The following is a 20,651-nucleotide window of genomic DNA, read 5'->3' as shown; positions in this document are numbered from 1 at the left end:
GGGGTATTGCCAAGTCGATCAAGGCGACGGCACGGCTCTCGCCGCGCCATCGCGACAGTCATGACGGTTCAGGCGCGACGCCGACGGCCTGCGAGCATGCTCATCAGCACAAGGCCGGAGGGAAGCGCCGCCGGCGCGGGGGCGGCGAAGAAGGACAAGTCGCCGACTTCAAAAGCACCGGGATCGAATGTGAAGAAATGCGCCTCGTCGGCCAGACCTTCGTATCCGCTCGATCCGCCCGCATCGACGCCGAAGTGAGCGTTGGCGCCGATTGGGAATGGAGGACCAGAATTCGGCAGCGGGATCGGGGCCAGCGCGCTGGAAGCAATGAACACACCGTTGATGTAGAAGCTGGTCGTGCCGTTGTCGCGGACCAGCGCAAGGTGCGTCCAGACATTGTCCACAATCGGAACCTGCGCGACAAAGGCGACGCTGGAGATCGCGGCGTAGAAGTTATTGCCGGTCGTGCCGACTTCGATGCCCGACGCGTTGGAGGAGTTGCCCAGCAGGTGTCCATCCGCGGCGGCCTGCGTGGTCTTCGCCCAGACTTCGAAACCGAAGTTGTCCTCCGGGAACGCGGCGGTGGTGAAGTAGAAGCCCGACGGGCCGGTGGGGAAACTTACCGATGTGCCGCCTCCGGTGCCGACCGGCACGTCGCCTGAATAGACCGGTGCCGGCGGGACGGTGCCGCCGGCGAAGTCGTTGCCGTTGCCCGAACTGTCCACCGGCAACCCCGCCGGGTCGCCGGCTGTTCCCGTCAGGTGATACACGGCCAGGTCGGTCACCGCCGCATGGGCGGTGGCGCCGATCGACAGGCACAGGGCGGCCGTCAGGGTCCAGATCACTTTTGACGCATTCTCGTTTCTCATGTCAGTTCCTCGAAAGTAAAGGGTGTGTGCCCGCTCACGGAAGCGGATTTGTGGCCTGATAGAACTCGGTGATTTCAGTATCACTCAACGCTCTGTCGAAGATCGCCACGTCGTTCATCTCTCCGGTGTAGGGACGATTGATCACCGGTGAGCCGTTTTGGACATCTGAAACCCATACACCCACGCTGGCCTTGTCCATGTCCGGCGCGATGGACTGGGCAATGTCCGCTTCACCAGCCGGGCGCCCGTCGATGAACAGCCGAACGCGACGCGCCGCCATGTCGATCACCGCCGCGACGTATTGCCAACGTCCCGCGATGATCGGCGTCTTCGCCGCCAGTTCGACCTGATCATGCAGGTTGACCTTGAGCTGATCGTTGTGAAGCTGAAAATGAACGCCGCCGGGCAACCAATGGGGCGTCATCACGATCGCCGAAAACTCTGAATCTACCCGCGCCGGCTTGATCCACGCGGCAATCGTCAACGATCCCTTCACACCCAGGTCCGTCAACATCACTTGCGCGCCGCTTCCGTCAAACTTCAACGCGGCATCATCCGTGCCTTCGCGCACGACCACCACGCCGTCCTGCGACGCGCCCGATTCCGGATCAATGAACCGGACCATCGACGGATCGCGATGCAAGGCCGCGATCGCCAGACGCCGTCGCAGCCATGGATCCGAATCGCTGTCGACCCGCCGGCCCGCAGCATCGAAAGCAACGCCATATCCCGCGCCTACGGTGACAGGCGCGCCGGATGCATTCGTCGCAGACACCTGTCCCTGACGCACGAAGAGTCGCGCACCGCCCGATGCCCCGACCCGAAGTTCGAACGCCGTGCCGAGGTCGATGATCCGGACGCCGCTCGGAAGCTCGACGGTGAACCCGTGCGCGGCCGCGGGGACGTAGGCATTGAGTGTGCCCATGCTCAGTTTGCCATGATTCCGTCCGGTCATTTCGAATGTGCTTGGCCCGGTGATCTCGACCACGGCCGTGGAGGCGAACATGATCTGCGCCTTGCCGGAAACCAGATTGATCGGACCGGCCGACAGATCCTTGCCCAGTCGCATCGCTTCGCCATCTGCCGTCGATTCGCCGAACGTCGCATTGTCGGACAGGTCGGTCAATGTGGCGATCGAGGGCGATGTGCGGACGGCGGACCAGTCACGGGTCGGCTTCGCCGGCCGATTCGTGCTAAGCACGTAGACCGCGACAACCGCGCCGACGAGCAGAACCGCGGCGGCGATGGCGATGCGCGTCCACGCCATGCCGGGGTTCGACTTGCCGATTGAACCAAGGCGATGATCGCGCGGACGCGCGGCGACGACTTTCCCTCGGGTCCGACTCGGCGCGATATTCGGCGAGGCGCCGGCTTCCTGAACCTGACGGATATGAATCAGGATCGAAGCGAACACGTCACGCATCGACGGATCGGCGCTGAGCGTGTCGGACAGCATGCTGACCTCGGCCTCGGTGGCCAGGCCATCGTGGTACGACAATACCGCGGCGAGGAAACGGTCGTTGTCCATATCGCAGATCGAACGCTGGATTGCCGCCTGCTCCCTCACAATGTCGCCCCCTTATCGGCAATCCGCCGCCGCACGCACTCGGCCAGCGCCTTGTGCGTCCGCGTCAGGGCCGCATAAACCGCGGGCAATTTACGGCTGAGGCGATCCGCCAGATTCTGCCCCATCAGGCCTTCCGTATAGCGCAGACGGACGATCTCCTGCGAATACTCCGACAGCTCGCCGATGCACCGACGCAGCGCCTCCACGGTCGACGAATGATCGACCTTGTCGTACTTGTCCCAATGAGCGTCCATCATGTCGATCACGCTCGGATCCAGCGTGGGCTTATTGCGGCGATTGCGGATCGCATTCAGCGCGGCGTGCCGCACCGCCACGCGGACCCAACCGGCAAAATGATCGACGTCGGCGATCGTCTCGCGTTTTTCGTACGCGGACACCAGAACGTCCTGCAGCAGATCGTCGCCCAGATGCTCATCCCCCACAATCGAAACCGCATAGGCCAGCAGATTCGGCCTCAACCGGGATATCTCGCGAACAATCTCAGGACCGCTGATCGCCATGAGTGAACTCCACCTCATTACGCACATCACTCGACCATCATTCAACATCCAATTCCACATTTTCCGAATATTTTTTCCGCATGGATCCGCTCCCCAGTCTTCCGCCCGACCTGGACCCCTCGTCCAACGGCCTTGGATCATATCCGAAGGGGCGCCGCGCAAGGCCATGCCCAAGGCCTCGACGCCCGGGGCGCCGGCGATGGGGGTGCGCGTTTGCCGGGGTCACGGAAAACGAATCCGCATTCTCACCGGGCGCTTTCGGGTTCCGATTTTCCGTTGAGGTTCAGGACGGGTCGGTGGCGGGAGGTGGTGTGTCCAAGGACGCGCTCGATGGCGACGCCGTCGTAGTCGGCTTGCTTGAGCGCGGCGACAAGGCGGGCGTCGCCGGCTTGATCATTGGTCAGCGCGAAGTTCGTCGCGTTGATGCCGACCGCGCGCAGCTCGGCTTCCACGGCGGCGGCCATCTGCGGATGTTTGCCGAACCCGAGGATGCGCCAGCCGCTCGGACGTGCGGAGGAACCGATGGATAGATCAGCATCGGCCATGACGAAATCTCCGCGGCGGTGTGTCTTAGTCGGCGGGGGTGATTTTGATATTGCGGTAGGCGACGGCGCCGTGGTCGCCCTGAAACATGAGGGGGCCGGTGGGGGTTTCTGTGTTGGAGAGCTGGGAGCCGGTGGGGTGGGGGGCTTCGACGTTGGTCTGGATGACGGAGCCGTTGAGTTCGACGCGGGTGAATTTGGCGTTGGCGATCTTCTTGCCGGCGGTGTCGAAGCGAGGGGCGAGGAATTCGATCTTGAGCGTCTGCCATTCGCCGGGCTTTTTGTAGTGCGGGCTCGTCGGGGCCTGCACGTTGTAGATCGCACCGAGGTCGCCCTTGCCGGCGGAGTCGTCCTTGCCATACGAGTCGAGAACCTGCACTTCGTATTCACCCATGAGGTAGACGCCGGAGTTGGAGCCCTTGGGGACCATCAGTTCGAGTTCGACGGTGACGTCGCCGAATTTCTGTTGGGTGAAGAGGTCGACGCTCTTGCCATGCCCGGCGCTGATGTTGATGAGTTGATCGCCCCCGGCGTCGGCGACAAGCTGGTCGGGGTGATCGGGGGAGACGCGTGCGGCCCCGACGGTCCATCCGCCGGTCGCGCCATCTTTGCCGCGGCCGGTCCAGCCGGCCAGGTCTTTGCCGTTGAAGGGCGTGACGGTGTCGGCGGCAAAGACCGTGCAGGTCAAAAGAAGGAGGGGGAGGAGGAAGGATTGCTTGGACATCGGGGGCTCCTGAAAAAGGCGCGGAGAGGCACACGGCGGGTGAACTTCTTCATGATAAATGGAAAACGGGAAATGGAAAATGGAAAATGAACACGATTTTCCAGTTTCCATTTTCCATTTGAGGGATCAAGGCGGTGAGCCGAGTGCGGGGAAGACTTCGAGGAGGCCTTGGACCATGAACTCGACGGCGATGGCGGCGAGGATCAGGCCGAAGAGTCGGGTGACGACTTTGAGACCGGTGCGGGAGATCATCGGTTCGATGGCGGTGGCGAGACGGAGGACGAGCCAGGTGATGATCGCGACGATGACGAGCACGCCGCAGATGACGGCGATGTGCATCCAAGTCTGCTCGCGGAGGGAGTAGATGACGACGGCGCTGATGGCGCCGGGGCCGGCGAGGAGTGGGATGGCGAGGGGGACGACGGCGACGTCGTCGGCGAGTTCAGCTTCGCGTGCTTCCTCGGGTGTCTGGACAGCGGGGGAGACGCGGGCATGCAGCATGGAGATGCCCATGAGCAGGAGCAGGATGCCGCCGGCGATGCGGAAGGCGGCGATGCGGATGCCCAGGTATTCGAGGACGGGGCCGCCGCCGATGGCGACGACGATGAGGATGAGTGCGACGGACATGGCGGCGACGCGAGCGGTGCGTCGGCGCTGGATGCGGTTTTGATCAGCGGTGGCGGAAAGGAACATGGGGACCACGCCGGGCGGGTCGATGATGACGAGCACGGAGATGAGGAACTTAAGGTACTCGGGCCAGGGCAGCATGGGTGGACTCCGGTGCGATGAGCATAGCGGGGGGCGGGTGCGTGAGCGAGGGGGATGGTCTATACTTGAAGCCCGATTGGGGATGCCAGGCCGCAAGCGGCGGGGGGGGGCGCGGCGGCGGTTGGACGTGAACTTGAACAGGGATGCGCTCGTGGTGACGAAGACGAAGAGTAACGACATGACCGCTCCGGCGGCGCGGGTCGAAGCGTATATGGCCGACTACATGGCGGCGCAGAAGGCGCTTCCGCGGAATCTGGTGGCGGCGATGTCGTACTCGCTGCTTGGGCCGGGCAAGCGGATGAGGCCGATTCTGGTGGTGCGGGGATGTGAAGCAGTGGGGGGGACGATCGATCAGTGTCTGCCCGCCGCGGCGGCGATCGAGATGATCCATTGCTTTTCGCTCATCCACGACGACCTGCCGGCGATGGACGATGACGACCTGCGGCGCGGCCGACCGACGCTGCACAAGCACACCAACGAAGCGATGGCGATCCTCGCCGGCGACGCCATGATGGGCCTGGCCTTCGAGTTGATCGTCACGCATCTTTCGCCCGCTTCGCTCGCCGCCGCGATCTGCACGGAGCTTGCGACGGGGACGAACGCCATGATCGCTGGTCAGGTCTACGACACGCTGCCGGACTTCGACGAAACGGTCGCGCCGGTCGAGCGGCTCCGCACGATTCACCGCAACAAGACCGGGGCGCTCATCCGGGCGTCGGTGCGCATGGGCGCCCTGTGCGGCGGGGCGGACGGCAAGCAGCTCGAAGCGGTGACACGCTACGGCGACGCGGTCGGGCTCATGTTCCAGATCGTCGACGATGTGCTGGACGTGACGCAGACGACCGAACAACTGGGCAAGACGGCTGGGAAAGACGTGGAGCAGGACAAGCTGACCTACCCGGCGGTGCTCGGGCTCGATGAGAGCCGGCGGCAGGTCGAGGCCCTGCGGGTCGAGGCGCATGCGGCTTTGGAGCCCCTGGGCGAGGCGGCGGGGCATCTGAGAGATTTGTGCGACTTCCTTGCCGTAAGGACCAAATAAGCATACCCTAATGGCAATTATGCAGCGTCCGCATACCCCCATCCGAACCACCAAGGGCAAGGCCGCCCGATGGATCAAACACACGGCCAGCCACTGACGGCCGTGCTATCGCCACCCCCGCGAAGGACCCCGCGCATGTCTGAGACTTTGCTTTCGACGATCAAATCCCCCGCTGACCTCAAACAGCTCAAAATCGAACAACTCGATCAGCTCGCCGGGGAAATCCGTCAAGCCATCTGCGATCAGGTCTCCAAGTCCGGCGGACACCTCGCTCCGAACCTCGGCGTCGTCGAACTGACGATCGCGCTGCATTATGTGTTCGACTTCGGGCATGACCGCTTCCTCTTTGATGTCGGTCATCAGTGCTATCCGCACAAACTGCTGACCGGTCGCCAGCACCTGCTCGGCAAGCTGCGCCAGAATGGCGGCATGGCCGGGTTCCCCGAGCCGCGCGAGAGCGGATACGACCTGTTCAGCGTCGGTCACGCCGGCACGGCCATCTCGACGGCCGTCGGCATGGCGCGCGGCGATCAGATCAATGGCGAACCGGACCGCCGCACCGTCGCGCTCATCGGCGACTCGTCGATCGTCAACGGGTTGGCGATGGAAGGCATCAACAATGCCGGCACGCTCAAGCGGCAGTTCCTCATCGTGCTCAATGACAACGGCATGAGCATCGGGCAGCCGCAGGGAGCCCTCGCCACTTATTTCGACAAGGTCCGCCTCAACCCGACGTACAAGTCCATCAAGGACCGCGCCCATGAAATGCTCAAGCAGATCCCCGGCGGGTCGGTGCTGGAAGGCATCTATCATCGCCTCGGTGAGATGACCAAGGCGGCCATCTCGCACGAGCATCTTTATGAGCACTTCGGCCTGCTGTGCGTCGGGCCGATCGACGGGCACGATGTCGCCGGTCTCATCGAGATGTTCAATGAAGTGAAGGACCTGGATCGCCCCGTGCTCGTGCACACCAAGACGATCAAGGGCAAGGGCTTTGACTTCGCCTCCAACGATCCGACGCAGTTCCATTCGCCCAAGCCCTTCCGCGTCGAGGGCTGCCGGGTCGAAGTGCAGAAGGGCGGGCGCAGCTTCACGGCCGCGTACTCCGAGGCGCTGATCGACCTGATGGAGCGCGATGAGAAAGTCACCTGCGTCACCGCCGGCATGCCCGACGGGACCGGTCTCAATCATGTGATCCCCAAGTTCCCCGACCGCGCGTTCGACGTTGGCATCGCGGAAAGCCACGCCACCGACATGTGCGCCGGCATGGCCAAGGCCGGACTCAAGCCGTTCGTCACGATCTACTCGACGTTCATGCAGCGCGCGTTCGACCAGGTCTTTCAGGAATGTGCGCTGCAGGGCTTGCCCGTGCGTTTCTGCATGGACCGCGCGGGCGTCGTCGGCGGCGACGGCGCAGTGCATCATGGCTTCTGCGACATCGGCTTCCTGCGCGTGTTCCCGAAGATGGCGCTGGTCGCGCCGATCGACGAGCCGACGCTCCGCGGCGCGCTGGAGTTCATGCGCCACTACGACGCCGGTCCCTCCGCTTGTCGTTACCCGCGCGACAATGTCGCCACGCCTTCGATCAACGACAATCCCCCGCCGTTCAAACTCGGCAAGGCGCACTGCATCGCCGAAGGCACGGACCTGGCGATCCTCGCCTACGGGTTCCCCGCCAATCATGCGCTCGTCGCGCGTCAGAAGCTCGCCGAGCAGGGGTACAGCGTCGCCGTGTACGATGCACGCTTCGCCAAGCCCGTCGACATCGAACTGATCACCAAGCTCATCGAAGCCGGCACGCCGATTCTGACGGTCGAAGATCACGCGCTCGTGAGCGGGTTCGGTTCGTGCGTGCTCGAAGCGGCGCACGAAGCGAAGCTCAACACGTCGCTCATTCACCGCATCGGCCTTCCCGATCGCTGGATTTATCAGGGCGGTCGCGGCGGCCAGCTTGCCGAGGCGGGCATCGACGCCGAGGGCATCGCCCGCAGCGTCCGCGACATTCTCGACCGCGCCGAAGTCCGCCCGCAGATCAACGTCAACGTCGGCGGCGCGAAAGTCAGCCGGTGATTGGGCGACATTTTTAATGGTTTTAACCCTCCGAACCCGCAAGAAATCTTGCGGGTTTTTTCATGGCCGCAGTTCGCGGCCGCGCTCCCCCCCAATGCCCCGGATTGTTAAGAACATGCGACGGCCCGCCGCGCGGGCAAGTGATGTAAGTCGTTGACTTTTGTTGGTTAGTCGGCGTGTGAAGAAAATTCACTCGCGTTAAACGGAAGCGGAGCGCTCGGCGGCGGGAATGATGCCATCGCTCGTTAGAGGTTTGTAAACGCGTCTGTGAGGAAATTTTCACTTGCTGTCTATATGCCGCTGTGGCACTATATTGGGCGTTTTGTGAGGCATTGGGTAGTCTTGACGGGTGTGCCAAAGAAAGACGATGGTCCGGGCCGCACGTCGATGAACGATGCGGTGTATCGAGAAAGGTAGATAGATGAACAAGCTCAAAGCTGTCGGTCGGCGGATGGGTCAAGGCGCGGTGATTGCGGCGGTGATGTCGGCGCTGGTGTGTGAGCCGATGGCGATGGCCGTCGATTCGACATGGACCTTCAACGGCGACGGCAACTGGAACACCGGCGCCAACTGGGACAACGGTGAGCCGATCAACAATACGTTCAACGCCATCATCGACGACGGCGACACCGCCGTCACCGTCTTCCTCAACGTCTCGCGCACGATCAACAATCTGACGATCGGCTCCGATGATCAGCTCACGTTCAACAATGCTCAGTCGCTGACCATCGCAGGCGACGTCACCAACAACGGCACGATCTTGCTCAACTCCGTCGGCAACGCCACCGAACTCATCCTCGGCGGCGCGTCGCCCGACCTGACGCTCAGCGGCTCCGGCAAGCTGGTCCTCGGCGCCAACGCCAACAATCGCATTCGCGGCACCGGCACACTCACGAACGGCGCCATGCACACCATCACCGGCGGCGGGGCCATCGGCTCCAACGCCATCGACATCGTCAACAACGGCGTCATCGAAGCCAATGCCGCCACGATGACCATCGACCCCGCCACCATCCTCACCAACAACGCCACGCTCCGCGCCGTCAGCGGCGGCTCGCTGAATCTGGGCGGCGGAATGTACGACAACACCAACGGCACCATCTCCGCCGCGGATGCCTCGCTTGTGCAGGTCCTCAACGGAGCCGTCGTCTCCGGCGGCAACCTGAGCACGAGCGGCTCGGGCAGCATCGACCTGTTCACCGGCTCGACCACCAAGAACCTGACCATCACCGCCGGCAGTCTCGTTCGCATCAACAACAATCAGATCCCGACCCTCTCCGGCACGATCACCAATAACGGCACCCTTCAGCTCAACTCCATCGGTAACGCCACCGACATCGTCGTTGACACCGCCCTGACACTGGACGGCTCCGGTATGGTCGTCATGGGCGGCAATATCAACAACCGCATCCGCGGCACCGGCACGCTCATCAACAGCGCCACGCACACCATCAAGGGAGGCGGCCAGATCGGCCTCAACCAGATCGACGTCGTCAACCACGGCGTCGTCGAGGCCAATGCCGCTCTGCTCTCCTTCGATCCCCTCGCCAGCGTCACCAATGACGGCACCCTGCGCGCCTCCGCCGGCGGCACCCTCGAATTCCAGTCCGGCGCCTACATCAATACCGCCGGAACCATCCTCGCGCAGGACGCCTCCCTCGTCCAGATCAAGGGCGGCGCTGTCGTCTCCAACGGCAATCTTTCGTCGACCGGCTCCGGCGCCATCGACCTGTTCAGCGGGTCGGGCCTGCAGAACGTCACGCTCACCGCCGGCAGTCTCATGCGGATCGGTAATGCCCAGAGCACCGTCTATACCGGCACGTTCACGAACAACGGCACGTTCCAGATCAACTCCCTCGGCAACGCCACGGACTTCGTCCTCAACGGCGATGTGCTGCTGACCGGCAACGGCAATTTCGCCATCAGCTCCAACGTGAACAACCGTGTACGCGGCACGGGCACGCTGACCGTCGACACCAATGCCAAGATCAGCGGCGGCGGCCAGCTCGGCGCCAATGAGATCGGCATCACCAACAAGAACCTGATCGTCGCCGATGCCGGCAACACGATGACGATCAATCCCTCCGCCGCGGGCCTGCTCAACAACGGCACCCTCCGCGCGACGACCGCCGGCGTCCTGCAGCTCACGGACGGAACGTTCACCAACAATGGCGATATCGAAGCGCAGGACATGTCCGTCGTGAATCTGCTGACCGGGACGACCATTGTCGGCGGCAACCTTAAGACCTCCGGCACCGGTGAAATCCGCATCACCCAGAACTTCGTGACGCTTGAAAGCACCACGCTCACTTCGGGCTCCAACCTCGTCATCAACAATGACCAAGACCCGATCTTCAAGACCCTGTTCACCAACAACGGCACCGTCCATCAGAATTCCCTCGGCAACGCCACCGATGTCCGTATCGACGGTTCGACGACCTTCGCCGGGTCGGGCACCTGGGCCATGTCCGACAATGTCAACAACCGCATCTTCGGTCTGACGGCGGGCGATATCCTTACTAACAGTGCGGCCCACACGTTCACCGGTTCGGGGCAGATCGGCACCGGCACTATCGGCTTGATCAACAACGGCACGATTATCGCCAACAACAACAGCAGCAATCGGCTGTTCATCAATCCCGGCGATGCCGATGTCGACGGACTGGGCTCCGATGTCCGCAACGCCGGTCTCATGCAGGCCGACAACAACGGCATCCTCCAGCTCGTCGGCGGCGTGTTCAACAACAATGGCGGCACCATCAAGGCGATCAACGACGGCGAAGTCGAACTCGCCGGCGGCGCGACCATCTTCGGCGGCTCGCTGGCCACCGACAGCGGCAACAACAGCTTCATCCGCATCGTCGGCAACACCGTCCGACTGCGCGACATCACGCTGACCACCGGCAGCTCGATGATCATCAACAACGACATTGACCCGCAGTTCGAGGGCCTGATCACCCTCAACGGCTCGCTGCTTCAGAACTCGGCCGGCAACTCCACCGATGTCCACATCGTCGGCAATTCGACGGTCACGGGCACCGGTGTCTGGACGATGTCGAACAGCATCCAGAACCGCATCTTCTCCGACACGCCCACCGATGTGCTGACGATCGCCAGCGGATTCAAGATCCAGGGCGCCGGCCAGTTGGGCATCAACTCGCTGGGCATCATCAATAACGGGCTCATCGACGCCAACGTCAGCAGCACGCTGACCATTGATCCCTCGATCGCCAACGTCATCAACAACAGCACGCTTCGCGCCTCCGCCGGCGGCTCGCTCCAGCTCACCGGCGGCACGTTCACCAACAACGGCGACATCGAAGCGCAGGACATGTCCGTCGTGAACCTGCTGTCCGGGGCGACCATCGTCGGCGGAAACTTCAAGACGTCCGGCTCCGGGTCGATCAATATCACGCAGAACCTCGTGACGATTCAGAACGCCACCTTGACCGCCGGCTCGACGCTGAACATCGCCAACGACATCGACCCGATCTTCACGGGCATGTTCACGAACAACGGCTCGGTGCACCAGAATTCCGGCGGCAACACGACCGATGTCCGCATCGACGGCGACACGACCTTTACCGGCAACGGCACGTGGACGATGTCCAACACGACGGCCAATCGCATGTTCGCCTTCAACAACGCCAACGATGTGCTCACGAACGCTGCCGGGCACACCATCCAGGGCGCCGGTCAGATCGGCGCCAACAGCATGGGCCTGATCAACAACGGGCTCATCATCGCCAATGTGTCCAACACACTGACGATCGATCCTTCGGCCGGTCCGGGTGTGGTCAATAACAACATCCTCCGCGCATCGGCCGGCGGCACCCTGCAGCTTGCCGACGGCACCTTCACCAACAACAGCACGATCGAAGCCCTCGACGGGTCGGTCGTGAACCTGCTCGCCGGGGCGACCATCGTCGGCGGCAATCTCTCGACGAGCGGCACCGGCGACATCCGCATCACCCAGAACTCCGTGAAGCTCGACCACGTGACGCTCACGACCGGCTCGAAGATGTCCATCTCCAACGACATCGATCCGATCTTCGTCGGATTGTTCACCAACAACGGGTCGGTCAATCAGAACACCGGCGGCAATAACACCGATGCCCAGATTCAGGGCGACACCACCTTCGCGGGCAACGGCGTCTGGAACATGAACAACGGCGACGCCAACCGTATCTTCGCCCCCGACGGAACCAGCCGTCTGACCAATGGTCAGAACCACACGATCCAGGGCATCGGTCAGATCGGCGTCAATTCGATGGCGATCACTAACAAGGGCGTGATCCAGTCCAACGTCGCTGGTCGCAACATCACCGTCGATCCCGCGAACGTCGCCGATGCGTTCATCAATGACACGACCGGCATCGTCCGCGCGTCCAACAGCGCTCAGCTCAATCTCTCGGGCAATGGCGGCGGAACCTTTACCAATAACGGCACATTTGAAGTCCTCGGCCACGGCTCGACCATCCTGACCGGGAACAACGCCACGTTGACCAATCTCTCGGGCGGCGTGCTGAGCGGCGGGATCTACCGCGTCGTCGATTTCGATCCGGCGATCAACACCGCGCCGCTGATGAACTTCCTCAGCTCCGCCTCCACCGCCATCACCACCATCGGCGAAGGCACCACCGTCGAAATGTCCGGCGTGCAGGCCAAGTTCGTCGCGGGCACCGGCGGCGGCCTCGACCTGTTCAACTCGCTGACGACCAACAACGGCCTGTTCAAGATCTACGACAATCACACCTTCAACATGGCCAACCAGCTCACCAACGCCGGCGTCGTCGAACTCGGCGGCGCGGGCCTGCTGGATGCGACCCTCAACTCCAACGGGTCGATTATCAACAATGGTGAAATCTTCGGTCACGGCGTCATCGCCGACATCGTTCTCAATCACGGCACCGTCCGGGCTGCCAACGGAACCCTCGTCGCGCAGGGCATCATCGACGGCCAGTCCGGCACGATCATCGTCGACCCCGGCGCCTCGCTGGACCTGTCCGGCACCGGCGGCGACTCCGACACCGACTTCCTCACGCACAATGGCGATGATCTGAACCTCGGTTCGCACGACCTCCTCGTTCGCAAGGACTACAACAATGCGAACTTCGGCTCGGGCAACAGCTTCAACAAGCGCGCCAACGTGAGCGGCACGGGCCAGATTCTCGCCAGCGATCCGTTCACGATTTCGACGAGCGGCGATGTCGCCTTCGGCAATGTGCACGTGGGCGATGTGAACATGCTCAGCTACGAAGTGTTCAACGACGGCACGGTGGATCAGAGCCCCGACGTGCGCGTCGCCGTGCAGACCGCCGTCAACGGCGGCAACATCACCGACGGCCGCATCAGCGGCGCGGGCGCGAGCGAAGGCCTGCTGGGTCCGATCGCCGCCGGCTCCGGTTCCGGCCCGCAGAGCGTGACTTTCAACGCCACTTCCGCCGGCGCGCTGACCGGGCAGACCCTGCACTTTGAATCGAACTTCGACAATGTCGCCGGCACGGACCTGAACATCACCGGCGCTGCCTTCCGCTACGCCAACCCCACCGCGCACAGCCCCGAGCCCGTCAATTTCGGCAATGTACGCCTGGGCGCGATGGTGAATCAGAATCTGTCGATCACCAACGACGTGCCCAATGACGGATTCAGCGAAGCGCTCGACGCGTCGATCGCCACCGACGGCTTGCCGATCACCGCCAGCGGGTCGATCAGCAAGCTTGCCCCCGGCGCGACGAACAACGCGTCGCTCAAGGTCGGCGTCGACACCTCGACCGCCGGCGCCAAGTCCGGCACCGCCACGATCAGTCTCGCCTCAAACGGCGACGGGTCCAGCGGCCTGGGCATCACGAATCTGCCCAGCCAGACCGTCCATGTCACCGCGAGCGTCATCCGTCCCGCCGCCGCCAGCATGCTCAATGACGTCAACTTCGGCGTCGTGCATGTCGGCGATGGGTCGGGCATGGTCATGCAGAACCTGATGGTCACCAACACCGCCGCCAACGACGGGTTCAGCGAGAAGCTCGTCGGCTCGGCGACGACGGTGATCGGCGGACCGGCCGTTTCCGCCTTCGGCAACTTCAACGACCTGGCCCCCGGCGCCAGCAACAACGTCTTCAAGGTCGCCGCCGATACCTCGACCGCCGGCGCCAAGTCCGGCACCGCGACCTTCGCCTTCGAGTCCAACGGGTCCGACTTCGGCTTCGGGACCAACATTCCGCTGGGTGTACAGACGATCAACATCAACGCCCAGGTCAACAACTTCGCCGCCCCGATCCTCAATGGCCTCACCGGCGTCGGCACGCTCATGCAGAATGACGCGACGCACTATGTGCTGGACCTTGGCGCGATCAACATCAACGGCGGCGATGCGCTGGCGATGTTCAATGTCGCCAACGATGCGCCCGCCGCCAACTCCGACACGCTCTCGGGCGCCTGGAACCTCGGCGGCGCCACAAGCGCCTTCGCCTTCAGCGGCTTCGATCCGTTCAGCGCCGTGGCCGGCCAGACCGCGCAGGGCGGATTCAGCGTCACGCTGCACGACGCGATGACCGGCACCTTCTCGCACACGCTCACGCTCTCGCCCAGCTCCGACAACGCCTCGTCGATGACGGCCCTGAGCCCGATCGAACTGCTTGTGACGGGCAAGGTGGTCGGCCCGATCCTCGGTGCGTCGCCGAACCCCGTCGACTTCGGCGCGGTGCTCGTCGGTCAGACCGGCACGCAGACCGTCACCGCCGAGAACGTCGGCGATGACGGCAGCACGCTCTCGGGCTCCTTCGGCGCCGTGTCGAGTCCCTTCGCCCCCGCCAGCGACGCCGCCTACGGCCCGCTCCAGCTCGGCGAGCAGGCCACGCGTGACTACACCTTCTCGCCCGCCAGCCGCGGCGATGCCTCCGACACACTGACCATCACCTCCAACAACAACACCGAGAACCTGACGCTCATGGGCAAGGGCGTCGCCCCCGTCGCCGAAGCCGTCGACGGCGACGCCGGCTTCGTCCGCATCGGCTCCACCGGCACCGCCACCGCCAAGGTCAACAACATCGGCGACGGCAACGAATCCGGCCTCGGCGACATCTCCAACCTCAAGGGCTCCCTTGCTTCCAGCGCCGGCGCCTTCAACGGCTCCGGCGGTCTGCTCAATCTGACCGACGGCTCGATGCAGGCCTTCGACTTCACCTACACCCCGACCGCGCACACCACCGACTCGACGAACGTCCAGCTTGCCCTCGATAATGGCAACCCCGACGGCTCCAACTCCGCCATCACGCAGAACGTCGCCCTGAGCGGCACCGGCGTCGGCCCCGTTTATGACTCGACGCCCGTGCCGAGCAGCATCATCGACTTCGGCACCGTCGGCACCGGCGCCATGAGCACCCGCGGCCTGGATATCTTCAACGTGACGCTCGACCTCCCCGATGACATCGCCCTGACCGGGCTGTCGATTCTCGACGCCCTCATCAGCGGGCCTGACGCCGATGACTTCATGGTGGTCGGCTTCGTGCCCGGCGTCATTGCCAAGGGCGGCATGCTGTCCCTGACGCTTAAATTCACCGGCGACATGACCGACGGTCTGCACGCCGCCACGCTATCGATCCTCACCGACGAAGATGCGTCCTTCGGAGGCGACGGCAACGAATACCAGTACGGCCTGGTCGGCAACGTCGAAAGCGCCGTGCCGATGCCCGGCGCCGGCGTGATCGGCCTCGTCCTCGCCGGCGCCGCCGCCGTGCGTCGCCGCCGCCGCTGAGGCGTCAATTCGCCGGCGATGAGCTTGGGCCCCGAATTTTCCCGGCCGTGTTGTCATGCGTTCCTACAATGTGCCGATGGATAGGGGCATGGGGCCAACCCGCCGCATCACGATGCTTGTCGCGCTGGGCCTGCTGGTCATCTCGACCTCAGGCCGGGCGGAGGTGTTCGTCGAGCAGTCGCTCGAGTCGCGCGGGGCGCTGCGCCAGTTGCGCGATCTGCTGGCCGATCAGCAGTGGGACGAGGCGGCGTGGACGGCGGGGGATCTTCTCTTGCATCACCGCGAGGCGCTGGTCAGCGACGATGACGAGCGCTTCGTGCGCGTGCAGCGCGTCGTGCTCGACGAAGCGACGAAACATCCGCAACTGCTTGCGGCGATCCGGGCCCATGATGAACACGAGGCGACGCGGGCACTGGATCACGCCCGCGGCGATGTCGCGGCGATGCGCTCCGTGTTCGACCGGTTCGCATGGACCGTCGCCGGCCAGCGCGCGGCGCTGGAGGCGGCGGGACTGCTCATCGAACGCGCCGACTTCGCCCAAGCCGCCGAACTCATGGACGCGCTCATCGATCAACCCGGTCTCGCAGACCGCGCTGCCGACGCTCACACACTCGCCGTCCTCGCCGCCGCATATCGCCATGACCTGCCCGCCATCGCCGAGCATGGTCGGCAGCTTCAGGCATTGAACGCCGGCGATCGACTCGACGATCTGCTGCCATTGGTCCGGCGGGTCAAGACATTCGACGTCGCCGCCGCGGACGACCCTCGGCCGGGCGTGCGGCTCCGGCTCGACAACTGGAACGGCCAGCCGTCCCAACCGCTGGTGCTCATCTGCGAATCGCGCGGCGGCGCGGACGCCGGCTGGACCCGGCGGCCGGTCGAGCTCAATGCCACCTGGAAGGACGCCGCGTGGGCGGGGCGGCCGCTGCTGGCGGGCGATCGCGTATACGCGTCGCTGGCGTTGACAGGCCCGGCGAATCTACGTCAGTACATCGTCGTGTCCCTGCGGTTTGCCGATGGTTCGCTCTTCTGGTCCAAGCGGCTATTGAGCCGATCCTCCGCCTCGAATCGCCCGCCGAAGTCCGAACTCTGCGAGCTGGCCATCGGCGATGGGGGACTGTACGCGGCGTTCGGGTCCGTGGCGGTGGGGCGGCTCGGCGCCGACAGCGGGGCGGTTACATGGATGACCCTCCTGCGCGGCGCCAATGACGAGATCGATCCGAACGGCGCGTCGCAGGCCGTCTCGCCGTGGATCCGTCAGCGCATGGCGCTGGTGCCCGGCGGGCTGGTCGTCATCGGCGACGAACCGGCGGCGGTGCGCGTGTTCGACCCACGGAGCGGCGAAGTGACCCGAACCATTGAGCCCGACGCATGGCGCGGCCCGCTTCATCTGCGCCGCCGCGGCGACAACCTGACCGCCTTTGGCGAGCGCATCGTCGAAATCGACGGCCGCACGCTGGACGTGTCGCATGTGTCGACGGAGCCGTTTGATCTGCGAAGCTTCGCGGCGGAAAAGAAAGTCGATGTGTCTGAGCCGATGCGCTACCGCCCGCTGCCGATGCAAGGCCCGATCAACTCCCGCGTCGGCTCCCCGCCGCTCGACACCCGCGTGCCGGATCGTCGTGTGCGATGATCGCTCGGCATCACTCCCCGCCCTTGAGTGTGGGGCGGGGGGAGGGTGAAGCGAATCAGTTGTATCATTGTGCTTTTCGATGCGGGCGCAGACTTGGTCTGATGTGATTCACCCCTACCCAACCTCCCCCTCGGAGGGGGAGGAGTAAGGCAAAGTCAGTCAAACAGCCCTTCCTGATCGTAATCATCATCGGCGTCGCGCTTGGACTTCTTCGGGGCGGGGGCGCTTTCGCCATCGGATGCGAGATCGTCGATCTCGCTGCTGAGTGTGCTGCGGTCTTCGATGATGACCGTCGTCTCATCGGCGGCCAGTTCATCGCGACCGCTCTTGCGCTTGATCGGATTGCCGTCGGCATCGAACTCCATGTCCGCCTGCATCGTCGCCCGCTTGGCCACCGCCTCGAATTGCGACTTGAGCTTGACGGGATCGAGCTTGGCGTTGATGACATTGAGCGAGCGGACGACTTCGCTGATGTAGCGGAAGAACACGTCGCGCCGCTCGCCTTCGCGTCGCATCCGGGCGCGGCGCGACAGGTAGGTCTTGAGCTTGCGCCCGCATTCGGACAGCGCGAGCTTCATCTCCTTGCGGATTTCGTCATAGTCGGCGATGGCTTCCTTCGATTCGCTGGTGAACGGGACCCACACGCTGGCCATGTGGATCATGACGACCAGCGGGCCGACCGGCAGCGATCCCTTGGGTTGGCTCATGCCGTAGTTGCGCCATGTGGTGTCGCCGACCGCCTTGAACGCCGCGCAGGCCGACTGCTGATAGAGCAGGGGGACGCGGTTGGCGAAGCGGATGATGCGGGCCGGGTCGTCGGCACTGAGCGATCCGCCGAAGGCCACGCCGACTTCGATCTGGAACGGGTTGCCGCGATACACCGCCGGCGGGCGCGTCGTGGCCGTGTAGAACTCGGCCTTCTCGCCCTTGAGCAGGCCGGCGAGCAGATGCTTGGCGCCGATGGGCGACAGGCAATCCGTCGGCGGGGACATGAGTTTCGTGTCCTGAATCGCCTTGAAAAGCTTCTCCGCATCCGTGTGCGTAACCGCATTGGTCCACGTCCGCGTCGTCATCCCCGACTTGTCGCAAAGCTCCTGTGACACTTTCGAGCTGACGCGCGAGAATTCGTTGGTCAAAAACCCGCCCAGATGCTTGTGCGTCGAATCCTTGAGCATCTTCAGGAGCGTGCCCATCTCGATGCCGTACGGGTGCGGCTTGATCTCCTTGGGCTCCTCCGGCAGTTCCTTCACCGCCCGCGGGAACACCACCGTCCCGCCCGGCGTCGATTCGGTTTCGCCGATCCTTTTGGCCATTTCCTCGGCGGTGCTGTAGTCTTCCGCGCGGGTCGGCATCAATGTCGTCGGCGCGCCGCTCTCGTCGGTCTTCGTGACGCATGCATCGGGCGGCTGATAGATGATCTGGGCGTGCGGGTTGGCGATGGCGGTCTGCTTCAGATATTCGTCAACGCTCTGCTTGCCCCGCTGATAACGTGCTTCCAGTTCGAGCGCGACTTCGGTCCCGGTCGGCGTCGGAAAGTCGTGCCGCTCCTCCTCATCGCCGACGTCCGCCTTGTTCTTCTTCGTGTCGATGGCGAGCGTGAGCTTGTGGCTGGGTTTGTTCTTGTGCGGCTTGGTGTGGATGACCATCGGCTTGCCCGTGGTCATCAGTGCGTACATGCCCGCCGCGGCGATGCCGATGCCCTGCTGGCCGCGCGACATTTTCAGGCGATGGAACTTCGATCCGTAGAGCAGCCGGCCAAACACGTTCTCGACCTGCTTGCGGACGATGCCCGGCCCGTTGTCACGGACGGTCACACGGAAGCGCGTCTCACCAAGTTGCTCAATGCCGACGAAGATGTCCGGCAGGATGCCCGCCTCCTCGCAGGCGTCCAGCGCGTTGTCGACCGCTTCCTTGATGGTGGTCATCAGGGCTTTGCGCGGATTGTCGAACCCGAGCAGATGTCGGTTCTTGGCGAAGAACTCGCTGACGGAGATCTCGCGTTGCTGTTGGGCCATCGCGTCGGCATCGCGGCCGCGCGGTTTGGAAGCGTTGGACATGGACGAGGTCGCGGAACTGGGCATGGTTCGCCTTCCCTGGCTGGAATTCTCTGCGTCCGTGACGATCTTCACGGACAATCTGATCGATTTTATAGGTTGCACAAAATTTTGCAACGCAACCGATAAGTGTATAATTCAACGGGGCATGAGTCCGCCCTCACGTGCGCAGTGCCCCACCGACACCCGGTAAGGAACACCCGTTTTGCTCGAGCGGCTTGTACAGGTTGCCACCCGACTTCGAGGTTACAACCCCTTCGAAGTGCTGATCCAGCTCGCCATGATCTGGGTCGTGGTGTACATCATTTTCCGCTTCCTGCGCGGGACGCGCGGAGCGCGCGTGCTCAAGGGGGTCGGGCTGGTGTTGGCGCTGGCGATGGTGCTCGTCGCGGTGCTCGGCGGGGAGAACTCGACGTTCCTGCCGCTGCGGTATCTCCTGGAGAACTTCCTGGGCTTCGCCACCATCGCGCTGGTCATCGTGTTTCAGCCGGAGCTGCGCCGGGGACTGGTGCGTCTTGGCGAAGCACGGCTCTTCCGAGGGACCGGCGTCGATCGCGAAGGCGTGATCGAGGAAGTCGTCAAGGCGGCGGAGTATCTGTCGAAGAACAAGATCGGCGCGATCCTCGCCATCGAGCGCGATGTGGGGCTCGAAGGTATCGTCGAAGCGGGCACGCGCATGGAGGCGAAGGTCAGCGCGGAACTGCTCAAGACGATCTTCTGGCCCGGCAGCGCGCTGCACGACATGGGCGTGGTCATCCGCGGCGATCAGATTCTCGCCGCCGGCGTGCAGTTCCCGCTCGCCGAAGGCGGGGAGATCAGCCAGGAACTCGGCTCGCGCCACCGGGCGGCGCTGGGGCTCAGCCAGGAAACCGACAGCTTGATCGTCGTCGTCAGCGAAGAAAGCGGCGCGATCAGTCTGGCCGAACGCGGGCAACTGCTTCGCCGGCTCTCCGCGGACGGACTGCGCGCGATGCTGCGTCGCGGACTCGGTCAGCAGACGCCCAAGCCCGAAGGCGAATCCGCCGCCGCGCCGCCGCCCGCCAAGAGCGACAAGGCGGATCAAGACAAGGAACCTCCCGCCGCCGCCGACAAAACCGCGGCGTGAAGTTTA

Annotated in this window: 12 protein-coding genes; 5 read left to right on the top strand and 7 right to left on the bottom strand. The window is 63.9% G+C overall.

Features of this window, described 5'->3' with window-relative positions; translation table 11 throughout:
* Positions 1-68 precede the first annotated feature (68 nt).
* From GC162_15405 to GC162_15380, 6 genes are all read right to left on the bottom strand, one after another.
* The gene (locus tag GC162_15405) at positions 69-869 is read right to left on the bottom strand and encodes a hypothetical protein (GenBank protein MBI1370027.1); all 801 of its coding nucleotides are present in this window, start codon (positions 867-869) and stop codon (positions 69-71) included.
* Positions 870-903: 34 nt separating this feature from the next.
* Positions 904-2,397, bottom strand: coding sequence for a hypothetical protein (locus tag GC162_15400; protein ID MBI1370026.1), 1,494 nt, complete (start codon positions 2,395-2,397; stop codon positions 904-906).
* 35 nt (positions 2,398-2,432) lie between these two features.
* Positions 2,433-3,125 carry a sigma-70 family RNA polymerase sigma factor gene (locus GC162_15395; GenBank protein ID MBI1370025.1) on the bottom strand — a complete coding sequence of 231 codons (693 nt, stop codon included), beginning with the start codon at positions 3,123-3,125 and terminating at the stop codon, positions 2,433-2,435.
* 77 nt (positions 3,126-3,202) lie between these two features.
* Positions 3,203-3,502, bottom strand: coding sequence for a hypothetical protein (locus GC162_15390; GenBank protein ID MBI1370024.1), 300 nt, complete (start codon positions 3,500-3,502; stop codon positions 3,203-3,205).
* Between the two features lie 25 nt (positions 3,503-3,527).
* The gene (locus tag GC162_15385) at positions 3,528-4,223 is read right to left on the bottom strand and encodes a DUF1080 domain-containing protein (GenBank protein MBI1370023.1); all 696 of its coding nucleotides are present in this window, start codon (positions 4,221-4,223) and stop codon (positions 3,528-3,530) included.
* 126 nt (positions 4,224-4,349) lie between these two features.
* On the bottom strand, positions 4,350-5,171 hold the full coding sequence (locus GC162_15380) for an NAAT family transporter (protein MBI1370022.1): 822 nt from the start codon (positions 5,169-5,171) through the stop codon (positions 4,350-4,352).
* Between GC162_15380 and GC162_15375 the strand changes: the two genes are divergently transcribed.
* The 4 genes from GC162_15375 (at position 5,170) to GC162_15360 (ending at position 17,486) form a co-directional block, all read left to right on the top strand.
* Positions 5,170-6,030, top strand: coding sequence for a hypothetical protein (locus tag GC162_15375; GenBank protein ID MBI1370021.1), 861 nt, complete (start codon positions 5,170-5,172; stop codon positions 6,028-6,030). The two genes, GC162_15380 and GC162_15375, sit on opposite strands and share 2 nt — an antisense overlap.
* 69 nt (positions 6,031-6,099) lie before the next feature.
* Positions 6,100-8,100 carry a 1-deoxy-D-xylulose-5-phosphate synthase gene (gene dxs / locus GC162_15370; GenBank protein MBI1370020.1) on the top strand — a complete coding sequence of 667 codons (2,001 nt, stop codon included), beginning with the start codon at positions 6,100-6,102 and terminating at the stop codon, positions 8,098-8,100.
* Between the two features lie 421 nt (positions 8,101-8,521).
* Positions 8,522-15,853, top strand: coding sequence for a choice-of-anchor D domain-containing protein (locus GC162_15365; GenBank protein MBI1370019.1), 7,332 nt, complete (start codon positions 8,522-8,524; stop codon positions 15,851-15,853).
* A 76-nt stretch (positions 15,854-15,929) separates the two neighbouring features.
* Positions 15,930-17,486, top strand: a complete 1,557-nt coding sequence (locus tag GC162_15360) for a hypothetical protein (protein ID MBI1370018.1) — start codon at positions 15,930-15,932, stop codon at positions 17,484-17,486.
* 155 nt (positions 17,487-17,641) lie between these two features.
* On the opposite strand, the gene GC162_15355 is transcribed toward GC162_15360, so the two are convergent.
* Positions 17,642-19,567, bottom strand: a complete 1,926-nt coding sequence (locus GC162_15355; protein ID MBI1370017.1) for a DNA topoisomerase VI subunit B — start codon at positions 19,565-19,567, stop codon at positions 17,642-17,644.
* A 178-nt stretch (positions 19,568-19,745) separates the two neighbouring features.
* On the opposite strand from GC162_15355, the gene GC162_15350 reads away from it, so the two are divergent.
* Positions 19,746-20,645, top strand: coding sequence for a TIGR00159 family protein (locus GC162_15350; protein MBI1370016.1), 900 nt, complete (start codon positions 19,746-19,748; stop codon positions 20,643-20,645).
* Positions 20,646-20,651: the final 6 nt, after the last annotated feature.

It is taken from the genome of Planctomycetota bacterium (genome assembly GCA_016125255.1).
Taxonomy (GTDB): Bacteria; Planctomycetota; Phycisphaerae; order Phycisphaerales; family Zrk34; genus RI-421.
This window is presented reverse-complemented; position numbering and strand designations above follow the sequence as displayed.

Excerpts from the sequence above, each read along its gene's own strand:
- GC162_15360 (MBI1370018.1), top strand. The coding sequence starts at position 15,930 with ATGGATAGGGGCATGGGGCCAACCCGCCGCATCACGATGCTTGTCGCG.
- GC162_15395 (MBI1370025.1), bottom strand. The coding sequence starts at position 3,125 with ATGGCCTTGCGCGGCGCCCCTTCGGATATGATCCAAGGCCGTTGGACG.
- GC162_15375 (MBI1370021.1), top strand. The coding sequence starts at position 5,170 with ATGACCGCTCCGGCGGCGCGGGTCGAAGCGTATATGGCCGACTACATG.
- GC162_15365 (MBI1370019.1), top strand. The coding sequence starts at position 8,522 with ATGAACAAGCTCAAAGCTGTCGGTCGGCGGATGGGTCAAGGCGCGGTG.
- GC162_15385 (MBI1370023.1), bottom strand. The coding sequence starts at position 4,223 with ATGTCCAAGCAATCCTTCCTCCTCCCCCTCCTTCTTTTGACCTGCACG.
- GC162_15405 (MBI1370027.1), bottom strand. The coding sequence starts at position 869 with ATGAGAAACGAGAATGCGTCAAAAGTGATCTGGACCCTGACGGCCGCC.
- dxs (MBI1370020.1), top strand. The coding sequence starts at position 6,100 with ATGGATCAAACACACGGCCAGCCACTGACGGCCGTGCTATCGCCACCC.
- GC162_15380 (MBI1370022.1), bottom strand. The coding sequence starts at position 5,171 with ATGTCGTTACTCTTCGTCTTCGTCACCACGAGCGCATCCCTGTTCAAG.
- GC162_15400 (MBI1370026.1), bottom strand. The coding sequence starts at position 2,397 with ATGGACAACGACCGTTTCCTCGCCGCGGTATTGTCGTACCACGATGGC.
- GC162_15355 (MBI1370017.1), bottom strand. The coding sequence starts at position 19,567 with ATGCCCAGTTCCGCGACCTCGTCCATGTCCAACGCTTCCAAACCGCGC.
- GC162_15390 (MBI1370024.1), bottom strand. The coding sequence starts at position 3,502 with ATGGCCGATGCTGATCTATCCATCGGTTCCTCCGCACGTCCGAGCGGC.